Here is a 13,799-nt window from a genome sequence, read left to right on the forward strand (position 1 = left end):
TCTTCGTATCTTTGTCCCATAAATATAATAACATGCCAAGAGAAACAAAAAGAGGGCTATATCAAGGAATAATTGAGCAAGACGAAAAGGGTAATTACTTTTGTGGGCCATATTTATTGGACTATCAGTTAGTAGAACTTCATTTTAGATTAGGAGATAAAGTAAGCCTTAAAAAAGTAATTGGTAATACCAGTAGAAAAAGTTTTGATGATTATCCTCAAAAATCAATCAAGTTCTCGCTAGCTGGAGAAGACCATGATGAAGATTAGTCATTAAATTATACAGATCAGCTGCGATATCCTCAATGTTGATCTGTATCTTAAATCTTTTCCTCATCATAATCCTTATCTACACCATATCAGTAGGAGTTATGGGAATTTTTTAACATCGCTTGGATATTCTGGGCACTTCTGTGATCTCGGTCTATGTTAGCCATATTTAAGAGTTTTCTTGCTTTTGAAAGAGACCTGGGTAAGTGAATTCCTTCCAAATACAATTTTGCCAATATATAATTAGCCTCTTCAAATTCGTAGGCGGAATAATACTTTTCTAACCTTAAAATAGATTTATAATAACAAATTGCCCTTTTAATGTCCTGCTTGGTTCCAATTCCATAATAATAACACGTTCCTATTTCTAATGCACAATATTTACCCATATTGTCCGCTAGATGATAAAACTCAAATGCTTTTTTATATTTCCCATTCGTAGTATACAAACGAGCTAAATTAAAAGCACCTAAACAGTCATTTGCTTTAATCGCTTCTTTATATAGTTTTTTTGCTAGCGCTTCGTTTTTGTCACAGGCATACCCAACAGATAAATAATTGGCGTAGCTTATCATAGCTTGTTTGCTACCATTCCTATAGGCCGCTTCTGTTAAATCGAATGCTTCTTTTTTATCTTGTTGCAAGATGGGTTCTTCATCAATCCATAATGCATCATCATAATAATTTGCAAGTAATTATTGACTATCTGAATCTCCATGTTGAGATTTATGCATAATTTCTTCCAAATCTTTAAGTGAAAAACGCTTACTTTTGTATCTGTACATGATGTGATGTGTTATAAAACAATTTCAATTTACATAATTCTAAAACACTTTTATAGTACAGCTTTCCGCAATATTTGATTTATAGTCATACACTTTACCCTCAGTTTGAAAGCTTTCCCCTATTGATTATTAATTTTTTGTTACTTTATTCTAGAATTCATTGTTTTTAATAACCTTATTATTAACCCTAGTACATACTTTTTTATGTGGTAAATAATTTTGTCATTACAAGAGAAATTGTTAACTTCAAAAAACCAATGTTTTCAATGTGTTTAGAAAGTAGACTCAATCAATACTCCACATAAATATGAACTTAAATAAACGCGTAAAATTATTATCATTATCAGTTTCAACTGTTGCATTGTTTTTCAGTACGGCTATTTATGCCCAATCTGATCGTTTGAAAGTACATAAAAAGGTACTGTATAATATGACTTTTCAAATGGATAGTTTAAATACAGCATCTAAAACTACCGAGTTGACCGAGTTGCTGTTATCAGATACGGTTTCTTTATTTAGAACACTTCATAAAGCTGAGCAAGATGCCACTTATGCAGCTTATATTAATAATAAAGTTATCCAACTTTCTGCGCCAGTGGTTGTGACAATTGGAAAGATCAATAACCTGAATTATCAAATATTAAAATCTAATACTGGACAGATCAAAGTCTATGATGAATATTCAGGCAGCAATTTAAATCATGTTAAAGAAATAAATTATTATACAGAGCCTGCTACAGCAATGGACAGTTGGAAATTATCTTCAGACACAATTACCATTGATCAGTTTCTTTGTCAAAAAGCTGAAATAGACTTTGGCGGTAGGCATTGGACAGCTTGGTTTTCAACAGAAATTCCAATATCGGATGGGCCTTACAAATTCGGGAAATTACCGGGACTAATTTTAAGATTAGAAGATTCAAGTAAAACATGGAAATTTGAATTTCAGTCTATTCAAAATGTAGACGAGGATATAGAATTAAACAAAAAAGAAAATGTTGAAATTAAAAAAATCAACAAAGATAAGCTGTTCAAAGATAGAAGGTACTATCAAAAAAATATGCTTTCCATAATGGAATCAAATGGCGGAAGTATTGCTGAGGATAGAAAAGCGGCTCAAGAAAGGTTGAATGAGGTGATAAGAAAAGATAATAATTGGATTGAGCTTTAAATTGTATTATAAATTCAATCGACACCTTGTCCAAAAGTTAATAGATTGTTGTCAGGATCGAGCAACGAAAATTCTTTTTGCCCCCACGATTTAATTTCCAGAGGAGCATTTGGATGAATAGCGACATTATTGTCTAAGAACTGCTGATAAACGGTCTCAATATTGTCCGTTCTAATGTAAACCTGGCCATAATTTTCTTTCGGATCAAGTTCTTTAAATTCAAAAAAGTGAATTTCAATACCTTCTTTGAAAAGCATTAAATAACCTTCATAGTCGTGGTCGCCGAAAGTTTCAAAACCTAATTGCTTGACATAATAGTCTTTTGTTAGCGATTTATCGCGCATAGGTAACTTCGGATGTATTGCTGTTAGCATAGTTTTATTCTTTATTTAGCGATGTTAAACCTGTATGTATGACTAGAAAACTTTAACATCATATATACTGTATGTATAAAATTAACGATTTATTTTTGAACAATGATATACAGCCATTAATTATGAGGATGTTAAAAGAATAAAATTAGCGGATTTCAGGGGTGTATTTTTCGGTTGAAAATCTAGATATTTGGAGAAACGGGTTATCAATGAAGCATATTCTTATTTTTTCACTCTTATTATCAACTGTTTTAGGTTTTTCGCAGACAGTTCAGACTGCAGATGCGATAGGCTTCGGAGGTTCGATGTCTCCTTTAGTAAAAGTCAAAAAAGATAGAAAAGAATATTTTTATCATCTGGATGGCAATCATTTCATAGATGATGTGGAAGAACATGATGCAGATCTATTTGTTGTCGTGAAGAAGGGGCATTATGGTGTCTTGAATGATAAGGGAAACATGGTCGTTCCTATCGATTATGATGAAATTGAGCTCGCTACGGAATACGAAGGACAGTGGTATGCGGGAATACCATACGATTACAAATACATCATTTTAAAAAAAGATGGTAAAACCGGAGTCGCTGATGATAAGGGCAACATCATTATTCCCTTAGAATTTCAGAATACCACAGTTATTAATAAAAATAGTATTGGAATTGCCAAAAATAATCTTTGGGGCTGGGCTTCAGCCTCTGATGGTAAATTAGTACATGAGCCTGAATATGAATATATCACAAAATTTTTTTCTGACGAGTATGTGGAGGTTCGCACGGCGGATAAAAGTGGACTTGCCAAAGCTAGCGGGCAAGTTATCATCCCCGTCGAGTATGATGACTATTTAAGGTATATCGTAGGGGGGCAGCAGACCTATATTGAGGGAACAAAAAATAAACAGCTTTATTTAATGGATACTACAGGTACCATATTACTTTCAGGAAATACGGACTATAAAGCAATTGAAGGATCAAAGCTTCTGATATTTAAGCAAAAAGACTTGTTTGGAGTTATTGATCCCACTACCCAAAAAGTAATTGTATCGCCTGCATTTGAATCATTGGATCCTTTTATTAGAAATCTGGGAATAGCCAAAAAATCCGGTAAATACGGAGTGGTTGATATGCAGGGAAAAACACTTTTGGATTTTCAATTTGAGGAGATAAGATTTTTAGCGGCAAATGGCCATCATAAATATGACACCGGCTCCGATGCATTAACCGAGAAAATGTTGGCCAGAAAACCTCCAGAAGATGTCAGATTGAAGTTAATTTATGAGCAGCAGATAAACCAGGCACCCTATTTTATAGAAGTCACGAAGGCTGGAAAAAAAGGGCTGTACAGCTGGAACGGAAAAACAATTATCCCATGTGGTAAATACAAGAATATACAATTTCACTATTACAGAGGTAAGTCATTCTTTCTTGTAGACTCCGAACTAAAATCTGGAATTGTGGATGAAACTGGAACCGAAATATTACCAGTTCAATACACATTTAATGATTCTTATCAATATTCCAAAGAAGCAGTACAAAACGAATTCGATCTCGCGAATCGTTTTATTGTATTCTCAGAAGGAAAAGAAGAAGGAAGTATTGCATTAAAAATTGGATTGTTTGATCTGGATCAAAACGAGATTATTTTTGCAGCGCATGAACAGTATATTACATTACTGAATCACCGTTTCTTTCTACTGCGGAAACTGATTGCCGATTATAATTACGAGTTTTTACTCTATGATATCAAACAACGTAAGCTTCGTAAATTAGGAGCTGATATTACCGATGTACATGTGGTGAATGACAGTTTTCTGCAGATCGAAACGAAAGAAGGTGTTTATCAATTGACCACTTTTGATGGTACGAAGATCTATGCGAACCCTTCATGGAAGGTAGAGGGTAATTATCACCTTATTCGTTTCCCCAATTATAATAAGCATACTTTGAGTGGGTTTTATTTTGGGCTGAAAAAGATATATGCGGGAGAAGGAAATCTTTTTATTGATACCTTAGGTCAGGAGAAAAGATTTACGGGCATTGATCAAGTTGATTGTTTTTACGATGGATATGCTGTTGCAGCAAAGAAGATCGAAAACAAAGAAGCCTCTAGTGGATTCAAATACTTGAAAGGAATGATTGATTTGGAAGGTAAAACAGTCGTTCCATTTGAGTATAATGAAGTGTATGCCGCTGGCGCAGATGCTGAAATGTTAGTTTTTGCTAGAAAAGATAGCCAGATGTTAGTACGACGAGACGGTACGGTTATTTTAGGAGCAGAATACCATGACATAGAGACAAGTAGTGCAGATCCTAATTTTACCTTTGCGAAAGGGAGCAAGTATGGATTGGCAGATTGGGCTGGTAATATCCTTGTAGCGCCCCTATATGATGATATTCGTAGGAATTATGAAGGAGATCAAAAAACCTGGCCCTTATTGGTAAAAGAGGGTGACTGGTATTACTTCGTTGGGAAAGATGGTCAAAAGTATTCCATAAAAGCAAAAGAACGCTCTTATTAATCTAAATATAATCGCTTATGACATCATTTTCATCATATTTAAAATACAAGAATTTGAATTTTATACTTACTGCATGCTGTTTTGCTGCAACACTTTGTTTTTCAAATCCTGCAGCAGCACAAATAAGCAGTTCATATGTTGAAGAAGATCGTATGGCACCTTTTAGAAATGGCTTCGCGAAAATAACAGATAAAGGTCGGGTTTATTATATTAATGTGCATGGGGAGAAAATTGAACTTGCAGAAACTACCCCCGTAAGTTTTAACGATGCGTATTCAGTACAAGATTATCAACGTGAGATTAAAGAGGAAGCAGATTTTCTTCCAAAAAGTGTATTGAAGTATCTGAAAAATGGAAAAATCGGAATTATTTCGCCAAAAGGAGATCTTTTGTTAGCAGCAGACTACGATGATATTGATATCGAATTTCGGCAGTTCTGGAAGGTAAAGCGCAATGGAAAGGTCAGCTTATTTTTAGCTGATAAAACTTTTTTACCTTATTTCGATGATATCGGATATTTAGATGGTGAATATTTTGATGTTAAACAAAATGGGAAATGGTATTTATACAGTAAATTGCAAAATAAAGTAACGACCAGTCAGGGCTATGATGCATTTGATTATTGTGGTGGATGTGGCAATGGTTCAGCCTATGTATATGCACAGCAAAATGGTAAGTGGGGAGTCATGGATTGGAGTGAAAAAGTGCTCGTTCCATTTAAATACGAGCATGCACATTGGAATATGCGGAGTGATAACTGGGTGGCTTCCTTTTCAAAAAATGGACAACCGCTTATCATACATATACCATCAAAAAGAGAGTTTGTTGATGCCAAAATATTAACAGGTGTTTTACTTGTAAAAGAAAATAACAAGTATGGTGTATACGGGCAGGACGGTGATCTGAAAATACCATTTGATTTCGATAATATCGAACTGCCTAACGATAATTCATATTTAGGTTATTATGGAGAATATCTGTTGACCACAAAACAGCATAAAAAAGGAATTTCAGACCTAACAGGGTCAGTTATTATACCAAATGAATATGATGATATAAAAGTATACGACGATTATTTTGTTGTTAAAAAACAGCAAAAGTCTTATCTGATGGATAAGATGCGGAAGGTGCTTTTCGAAATCGAGAATGGAGAAATAACACATGTCAATGATTACTTTTACTCATCCGGCAGTAATAACCTAGCTACTTTTAAGATTAAAAAAGGCGCATATTATGGTTTGTATTTTGCCAATACAAACATCTATATTGAGCCACAATATTATAAGATTGATCTTTTTAAGTTTAAGAACAACGAACCAAAAGAGCAATATATCATTACCGAGAAAAATAAAATCTCCAGCCTATTTGATCAAGATGGACACCTGATGTTAAGCGATTTTGAAGGGATTTCCGAACTCTATGATGCGCCGAAAAATCTGATGACATTCATCAAAAATGGACAAATGGGCATTTACGATTTAGATACCAGAAAGGAAATCATTCCACCCGTTTACGATAGCTTTATTATGGGGAAATTCGGGAATAGAAACCTTATAAAAGCAAACAATGTCCGGAAAAAAGAGGCGGATGATATGGATAATCAGAGTAGTGATCTGTATGATCTTGCAGGAAAAAAGATATTGGAGACAGCTATTCAAGGAATAGACACCATAGGAGTTAAATACTGTTTAATAAAAGATATAAAAGGAAAATATCTTTTACTCAATATGGATGACATGGAGCTGCAGGCGTTTGATTATCAATCTGTTTATCCGATCAATAATCCCAATCTTCTATTAGTGTCGAAAAATGACAAAACCGGGGTTCTTTATGATATTAAGGCAAAAAAAGAATTCAAAGGAGCATTTAGTGTAACCTATGTAAAAGAAGGTTATCTGCCAAAGGATCCCGGTAAGGAAACGGTGATCTTGCCCTATAAAGGTGACATGGCTTTGCTATACAACGAAAAAGGATATGGCTATATCAACAATATGGGTGAGGTAATCGTCTCACCGAAATATGTTTGGGCATTTGATTTCCGGGGCGATGCCGCTATGGTATGTCAATCTGAAAACTCAGACAGCCGTGCACTGGTTTTTAAAATGGGTTTTATCAATAAAAAGGGAGCATTGATCTTTCCCCTGACATATGATCTCACAAATTCTAGGCTAAACCACGAAGAATCTGTGTTTATTAATAATTCAGTCTTTTTACCAAAAGTAAACGGTTATGAATATCTGTATGGATTGGGAGATCTTACCACAGGAAAAGAGGTGCTACCGGTTGAATACACACAAATTCGGGCCCTTCAGAATGGAACTTATTTTCTGCTTCAAAAAAATAACAAATTTGGCATATCGGATGCTAAAGGAAATGTAATCGTGCCTATTGAATTTGAAGAAATCTTATTTGATGCACCCACCTTCTTCGATTCACCTTTAGATACAAAGCAAAACATCTTCCCGTTGCTGGTTTATCGGGAAGCAGTCTGGAAATATATCGATGAAAAAGGAGATTATCTCAAAATAAAATAAGAGTTTTAGATTTAAAAAGTCTTGTAAATTCTCACGCTGTGAAAACATCTTCAATTATCAATTGAAGATGTTTTTTATAAATAATTAAAGCAAGATATGATTAAATTTAGTGATGAGTGTATATCCTAATTTAATTTTTCTCTTGCTTAAATAATGCCTCTAGTATGGCGGCTTGTTCCTGAAATTGATCGAATACATTTATTTCTTCCGCAAGATCTTCTTTAAGATTGTAGAGTTGAGGACCATTTTTTCCAAATGGAGGTATATACTTCCAGTCTCCAGATACAATAGCAAGGTTGCTATATCCTTCTTGTATCAATGTCTTTCTTCCTTGTTTCGCGTTGCCAACAAAGGTATCCCATAAATTTTGACTATCAGATGCTTGTCCATCTGGAAGTTTTTGATTGAAATAACTGGCAAAACTGGCAACGAAATCAATCTGACAAACCAATTCTTGACTTACAGCAGGTTTAATGTGTGCGGGCCAGCTGATAATAAAAGGGACACGGGTTCCACCTTCATATAGGTCCGTTTTCCATCCCCGTAGTGGACCTGCGGGACTGTGAATTCCGTTTAGTTCTTCTGCTTTATCAGCATATCCATCATCCAGTACAGGGCCATTGTCACTGCTGAAAACGATCATCGTATTCTGTTCAATACCAAGTTCATGAAGTTGCTTTGTTATTTGACCAACGATCCAATCCATTTCCAAAATAGCATCACCCCGATAGCCTAAGTTGCTTTTACCCTTAAACATGGTGGCAGGCATTCGCGGCACATGAATATCATGCAGTATACAGGAAAAATGGTTTCTTATGATTTTGCGCTATGAAATCCTGAGCTTTAGCTAAAAACGTAGTTCCCAATTCTTCGTCTGTCCATCTTGTTTGTTTTCCACCGGACATATAGCCAATTCTTCCTATACCGTTTACGATCGTATGGTTATGACCAACAGAAGATTGTAACTTTAACAATTCAGGATGTTCCTTTCCAGTAGGATCATTTCCTATTTTATTTTTATAATTGACGTTAATAGGATCTTTGGGATCCAGGCCTATTATCCGATGGTTCTCCATAAAGACGGTCGGAACTCTGTCAGCTGTTGCAGGAAATATATATGAATAATCAAACCCGACCTCATTTGGTCCTGGTTTAATATCCGCATTCCAATCCTTATTAATTTGGTCACCTAATCCTAAGTGCCATTTACCAATGATAGCAGTGGTATAACCTTCATTTTTAAATACCTTAGGCAAGGTAATCTGATCTGTTGGTATAATCAAAGCTGCATCTCCGGGAAGAATATTTCTTCCCGGTTTTCTCCAGGGATACTGACCGGTCATTAAACCGAATCTGGAAGGAGTACAGGTTGCAGAGGTTGCATGTCAACGCGTAAATCGCAGTCCATTTGTGGCCAATTTATCTGTATTTGGTGTCGAAATAGCCTTTGCACCATAACAGCTTAAATCACCATATCCCAAATCATCTACGTAAATAAAGATAACATTTGGTTTGCTCTTTTTATTTTGTGCAATTATACTAAGCGGAATAAAAATACCCGCGATCATAAGGGTTAATAAATGCCTTTTTTTTAAGGTATAGTGTTTCGGTTCAATGCAAATATAATAATCAATCTAAGAAAATTGTGAAATGCTTTCAGAATAAAATCGGTGTAATAAGCGTATAAATAATTGGAAAGGACAAATAATATTATTTTTACTACATACTTCAAAGGTTTTTTATGAAAAAACGGTTAAAATATTCACGATCAACTTGTAATATAAAGCTTTAATTCTTATTTTTGAGTAGACTCCCAAGTAAGACTTAAATTATGGTTAGAAAAATCTGCTTATTACTTTTAACAAGCTGTTTACTAATTTCATGTTCTGACAAAGAACTTGGTTCACTTGTCGACGAAATTGATGTCGAACATCCTACTGGCGAAGAAGAAAAAGTGCCGATCAGAATAGTTGCAGATAAGAGCAATCAAAATTTCTACGAGATGGTGATGTTTGAACTAAAAGATAGTACTTATAATGGACCAAACGGATCAATGCTAATTCCCTTAAAATATCAAAATTTAGATTCGCTGACATGGGAGGTTGAAGGAAGTCCCAAGAAACTGGATCTTGTCGTTAAACAATCCGGAGGATATCGGTTTACTACAGCTTGGGGGCATTATTTTTATTTACCAGGAAATTATAAAACCTACTTAAAGGGGTATAGAGGAAAGGACTTAGTTGTAAAAGATTCTGCAGCAATCCATATTACTGGAGATGGAGACTTTTTGCACCTTAAATGGAGTGAGCTGAGTGGTGATCCGAATCAAAACATAGGCTACACCAACAATGGAACACAAGATTATGAATTCCAAGTCTACAGCAATAAAATCGGTAAAGAAATTTTCTCGAAATTAAATGTGCGATTTGAGCATTTGGATTATAGAAAGTTTAATCCTGAAATAGGAAAACGAGAACTGGAAGTATTGACAACACATATATCCTCCCTATATGGAGAACCTAAATATGATGAAACCACTAAAGGTATATATGCCAAGTTCAAAAAGCTTTTTAAGAAAGGTGTAAGAGCGGAGCAGGTGATCAAAATCTGGCTCGGTAAAACTTCAAATATGGCTCTTTTAAAAAAAGATTCCTGGAAGGAAAATGGATTCGGTTATGAAATTCATGCTGAACCAAATCATTAAATGGATTAATAAAATTTGATCGGAATTATCTCTGTTTACATTTTAACAGTAAAAATAACCATGATAACTGCGATATAAAGTTGATTTAAAAGCGCTGTTAGTGTCTATAAAGCATATTGTTTTGCGATCTTCTCTTCAGGTTTTTCAGTGAATAAATACAAACAAAAGATAAAAAAGTACTCCAGAGGTTTCATCAATCTGTATACCAAATTAGATTTTTGAGGCGTATTAATCTTTTTTGATAAAGGATAACCAAAACGATCATAAAATCTTCTGATGACTTGATGTACAGATGGAAAATGATCTGAAATTAGTTCCTCGAAAGCATTGGCAACGAGTAGTTGTCTGTTGACAACAATTTCATTTCCATACCTTTTCCCTAAGCGAAGTGGTTTTACAATCGTTGGATCTCCACAAACAGCTACAGTACATAAGTAATGTCCCCTATGATCTAAAAAAGGTGGGTGAGTTTTGGTAGAAAAATTCCATGTAGTCGTTTCCGTAAATACTTTTGTAATGGAATTTACTTCCTGTCCAAATAAAACTAATATTGCAACAATAATCACAAAAACAGGAATAAGAAAGACCAGAACGTAAACGGGTTGATGGCTCACATTCGCCATTTTCGTATTCAGGTAGTTAAGAAATTTATTCGAGTAATGTTTATTTGTTGCGGATATAGCTTCTTCTCCGATACATCTAAAAATTAAAATAAACGCCGTTACCGTATATGTGACGGGTAGGAAAAAGAACAACCAGGAATCGTAGAATTGCGTATTCGATGAGATCTGTAGTAAGACAGCAACGCTCATAATTATTCCGATAATGACAAAGATCAGTGACAGTACAAATAGAAGTGGAGGTGCTGATCTTCCTTTTAACCATAGCTTTATAATTCCAAACATGGCAAGTGCAAAAAAAGTAACTAATGTCAAGCTATGTTCTAAAGCAAATGGCGAGTAACCGCCGTCGACAATATCTATTGCTTCCTTATAGTGCGAGCCATAAAGCATAAGTCCGAAAACAAATAGTAGAATCGAAATACAAAAAGCCACAATGATAAGGTATTCCGTAATTTTAGTAGAGGTATTAGCTTTCTTTCGCAACTGTTTATAAACCCAAAATCCTAGTAGTGGAAATGAAATTAGAAAAAATATGATCAGAAACTCCATTGGCTTTTCTACTTTAGTTTATAGTTAAGGGGTACAATTTTTCATGAATATAATCAAAATAAGGAAAGGTATTGCGTTCTCAATGAGTTTTATTACTGATTATATTCTTTTTCCTAGATGCCGTTTTAAAATGTGTAAAATTAATGGTTAGGACTCGTATAAAAAATACTAGCTGTACCTATGAAAATTAGTATTTCTGTATCTGTACCCAAAGAAATAGAGTCTTTAAATTTGCTTATCACCAATACAACAAGAAGATGAAGACTAATGAAATTAATGGATTTAAGATTGTAAATTTTTATTTGTCCGAACTCAGCCCTGTGGTTTCTTTATATAAAAAACACAAGGAGAAATCCGATTTTGAGGGAAAGGACGCAAGGATAAATATTTTGACCGCCGAATTTGGACTCCCTTTAGCTGTGATCATGCAGGCTAAAGAAGTTATTGGCTATGCATCTGCAATTATTAATCATTCAAACAAGGTGGAAATGACTTGTTACTTTTTATCAGAATTTCATCAAGTCGAATTTAAGGAAGCATTAGAAATCAAAGCAAAAAGAAATTTTATCCAGACATTCGGAGATGATGATCATAGCATCTCTAAACTTAAATTGGCGATTGAACGACTTATTGATTGGCTCAACCTTTAAACTGAATGAAAAAGTGAATATTTAAAACATATAGCATAGGTGCTGTTGGATACATATGATATCCTAAAATATGTAAATTGCAGCGTGTTCAATATCCAACAATTTGAAGGCAGTGAATAATAAGAAAAAAATAGCGGAAGATAATTTATTAGCATATAAGTCCATGAAGAAAGAATCCTTATACCTCAAGATTGCTCATATTATTGAAGAACAGATTGTCTCCGGAACGATGCAATTAGGTGATAAACTCCCTTCGCTGCGTGTGGTTCAGAAGATGTATCATGTGAGTATCAATACGGTTAAACAGGCCTTTCTAGAGTTAGAAAGCAGGTCTCTGATTGAATCTAGACCTCGATCTGGTTATTTTGTGAGTAAAATAGCGCAACGACGTTTATCACTTCCCTCAGTTGGTCGATTACAGGCCTCGGATAATGAGCACGACCAGGAAGATCTGATTGATAAAGTTTATAACTCGCTAAAAAAAGAAAATCTGACACAGTTCTCTTTAGGCGTTCCTGCACAAAGCATGCTTCCTATAGCAAAACTAAATAAAGGAATTGTGAATGTGATACGAAAACTTGACGACGGCGGGACCAGTTACGAACCTGCGCAGGGAAGTATTAATTTAAGAAGAAGCATAGCCAAATGGAGCATGGAGTTTGAAGGACAACTAACTGAAGAGGATCTGGTGACCACTTCCGGAGCCATGAATGCCATTTTTAATTGTTTGTTAGCCGTGACAAAGCCAGGCGATACGATCGCAATGGAAACACCTGTATACTTCGGGACAATTCAAATAGCCAAGTCACTTGGACTTCATGTGATCGAAATACCTTCCCATCCGATTTGTGGGATCGATATGGACGCATTAAAGAAAGTTATTTCTAAAATAGATGTATGTTGCCTCACCGCAAATTTCAGTAATCCATTAGGCAGTCTTATGCCAGAAGAAAACAAAATCGAACTGGTGAAGATGCTTACCGAACGAAATATACCGTTGATCGAAGATGACCTGTATGGTAACCTTTACTTTGGCACCAATAGACCTAAGCCCTGTAAAGCCTTTGATGAAGCTGGAATAGTCATGTGGTGCGGTTCCTTTTCAAAGACACTGGCACCGGGGTACCGTGTAGGGTGGGTAGCGCCGGGAAAATTCAAGAAGAAGATCATTCGGCAAAAACTGCTGCAGACCATCTCAACACCTGTTTTATATCAGGAGGTTATTGCAGATTTTATGGAGCATGGCCGTTATGACCATCACCTTCAAAATTTTAGAAATAAGCTGTATTCAAACTGCTTTCAGTACCAACGGGCTATCGAAGAATATTTTCCGGACAATACTAAAATATCCGACCCTCAGGGCGGATTCGTGCTTTGGCTCGAATTGGATAAAAGAATTGATACAGCATCCTTGTTTGATACAGCTATCCGCCAGAATATAAGCTTTGCGCCAGGTAGAATGTTCACACTTCAGGACCGTTATCATAACTGTATGCGGTTAAATTTTGCTTTAGAGTGGAACGAACGAATCCATACCGATCTGAAACGGCTGGGTACGATCGTGAAGAATGCTTTTTAAACACTTCTTATTCGGTATTCTTCCGGTGGTAAGACTTTATATGGTCTG

The 13,799-nt window shown here is 35.3% G+C and carries 11 protein-coding genes and 1 pseudogene; 7 read left to right on the top strand and 5 right to left on the bottom strand.

Features of this window, described 5'->3' with window-relative positions:
• Positions 1-32 precede the first annotated feature (32 nt).
• Positions 33-269 (top strand): hypothetical protein, encoded by a 237-nt coding sequence (locus WH188_RS19870; RefSeq protein ID WP_132767691.1) that lies wholly within the window; start codon positions 33-35, stop codon positions 267-269.
• A gap of 89 nt (positions 270-358) precedes the next feature.
• Here the strand turns inward: WH188_RS19870 and WH188_RS19875 are convergent, their stop codons facing one another.
• Entirely contained in the window at positions 359-913 is a 555-nt protein-coding gene (locus WH188_RS19875) for a tetratricopeptide repeat protein (protein WP_168126363.1), read from the bottom strand.
• A gap of 448 nt (positions 914-1,361) precedes the next feature.
• Here WH188_RS19875 and WH188_RS19880 point away from each other — a divergent pair, with 448 nt between their 5' ends.
• Entirely contained in the window at positions 1,362-2,225 is an 864-nt protein-coding gene (locus WH188_RS19880) for a GLPGLI family protein (protein ID WP_168126364.1), read from the top strand.
• A 14-nt stretch (positions 2,226-2,239) separates the two neighbouring features.
• On the opposite strand, the gene WH188_RS19885 is transcribed toward WH188_RS19880, so the two are convergent.
• Complete coding sequence (locus WH188_RS19885) at positions 2,240-2,599, bottom strand: bleomycin resistance protein (RefSeq protein WP_132767697.1); 360 nt, start codon at positions 2,597-2,599, stop codon at positions 2,240-2,242.
• A gap of 209 nt (positions 2,600-2,808) precedes the next feature.
• Between WH188_RS19885 and WH188_RS19890 the strand changes: the two genes are divergently transcribed.
• Positions 2,809-5,112 (top strand): WG repeat-containing protein, encoded by a 2,304-nt coding sequence (locus tag WH188_RS19890; protein WP_168126365.1) that lies wholly within the window; start codon positions 2,809-2,811, stop codon positions 5,110-5,112.
• 53 nt (positions 5,113-5,165) lie between these two features.
• Positions 5,166-7,646 (top strand): WG repeat-containing protein, encoded by a 2,481-nt coding sequence (locus WH188_RS19895; RefSeq protein ID WP_168126366.1) that lies wholly within the window; start codon positions 5,166-5,168, stop codon positions 7,644-7,646.
• 130 nt (positions 7,647-7,776) lie between these two features.
• Here WH188_RS19895 and WH188_RS19900 read toward each other — a convergent pair whose 3' ends face one another.
• Both WH188_RS19900 and WH188_RS19905 read right to left on the bottom strand, forming a co-directional pair.
• Complete coding sequence (locus WH188_RS19900) at positions 7,777-8,403, bottom strand: sulfatase-like hydrolase/transferase (RefSeq protein WP_260291964.1); 627 nt, start codon at positions 8,401-8,403, stop codon at positions 7,777-7,779.
• Between the two features lie 28 nt (positions 8,404-8,431).
• A pseudogene (locus WH188_RS19905) lies at positions 8,432-9,214 on the bottom strand (sulfatase-like hydrolase/transferase).
• Positions 9,215-9,477: 263 nt separating this feature from the next.
• Here WH188_RS19905 and WH188_RS19910 point away from each other — a divergent pair.
• Positions 9,478-10,350, top strand: a complete 873-nt coding sequence (locus tag WH188_RS19910; protein WP_168126367.1) for a hypothetical protein — start codon at positions 9,478-9,480, stop codon at positions 10,348-10,350.
• Positions 10,351-10,454: 104 nt separating this feature from the next.
• Here the strand turns inward: WH188_RS19910 and WH188_RS19915 are convergent, their stop codons facing one another.
• Complete coding sequence (locus WH188_RS19915; protein WP_168126368.1) at positions 10,455-11,522, bottom strand: DUF6688 domain-containing protein; 1,068 nt, start codon at positions 11,520-11,522, stop codon at positions 10,455-10,457.
• Between the two features lie 257 nt (positions 11,523-11,779).
• Between WH188_RS19915 and WH188_RS19920 the strand changes: the two genes are divergently transcribed.
• On the top strand, positions 11,780-12,172 hold the full coding sequence (locus tag WH188_RS19920) for a hypothetical protein (protein WP_132767706.1): 393 nt from the start codon (positions 11,780-11,782) through the stop codon (positions 12,170-12,172).
• 163 nt (positions 12,173-12,335) lie between these two features.
• Entirely contained in the window at positions 12,336-13,751 is a 1,416-nt protein-coding gene (locus WH188_RS19925; RefSeq protein ID WP_168126369.1) for an aminotransferase class I/II-fold pyridoxal phosphate-dependent enzyme, read from the top strand.
• The last annotated feature ends 48 nt before the right edge of the window (positions 13,752-13,799 follow it).

This window comes from Sphingobacterium sp. MYb388 (assembly GCF_037479535.1).
Classification (GTDB): domain Bacteria; phylum Bacteroidota; class Bacteroidia; order Sphingobacteriales; family Sphingobacteriaceae; genus Sphingobacterium; species Sphingobacterium anhuiense.

Coding starts and splice junctions, on each gene's coding strand:
- WH188_RS19870 (WP_132767691.1), top strand. CDS start 33: ATGCCAAGAGAAACAAAAAGAGGGCTATATCAAGGAATAATTGAGCAA.
- WH188_RS19880 (WP_168126364.1), top strand. CDS start 1,362: ATGAACTTAAATAAACGCGTAAAATTATTATCATTATCAGTTTCAACT.
- WH188_RS19885 (WP_132767697.1), bottom strand. CDS start 2,599: ATGCTAACAGCAATACATCCGAAGTTACCTATGCGCGATAAATCGCTA.
- WH188_RS19890 (WP_168126365.1), top strand. CDS start 2,809: ATGAAGCATATTCTTATTTTTTCACTCTTATTATCAACTGTTTTAGGT.
- WH188_RS19900 (WP_260291964.1), bottom strand. CDS start 8,403: ATGTTTAAGGGTAAAAGCAACTTAGGCTATCGGGGTGATGCTATTTTG.
- WH188_RS19910 (WP_168126367.1), top strand. CDS start 9,478: ATGGTTAGAAAAATCTGCTTATTACTTTTAACAAGCTGTTTACTAATT.
- WH188_RS19915 (WP_168126368.1), bottom strand. CDS start 11,522: ATGGAGTTTCTGATCATATTTTTTCTAATTTCATTTCCACTACTAGGA.
- WH188_RS19920 (WP_132767706.1), top strand. CDS start 11,780: ATGAAGACTAATGAAATTAATGGATTTAAGATTGTAAATTTTTATTTG.
- WH188_RS19925 (WP_168126369.1), top strand. CDS start 12,336: ATGAAGAAAGAATCCTTATACCTCAAGATTGCTCATATTATTGAAGAA.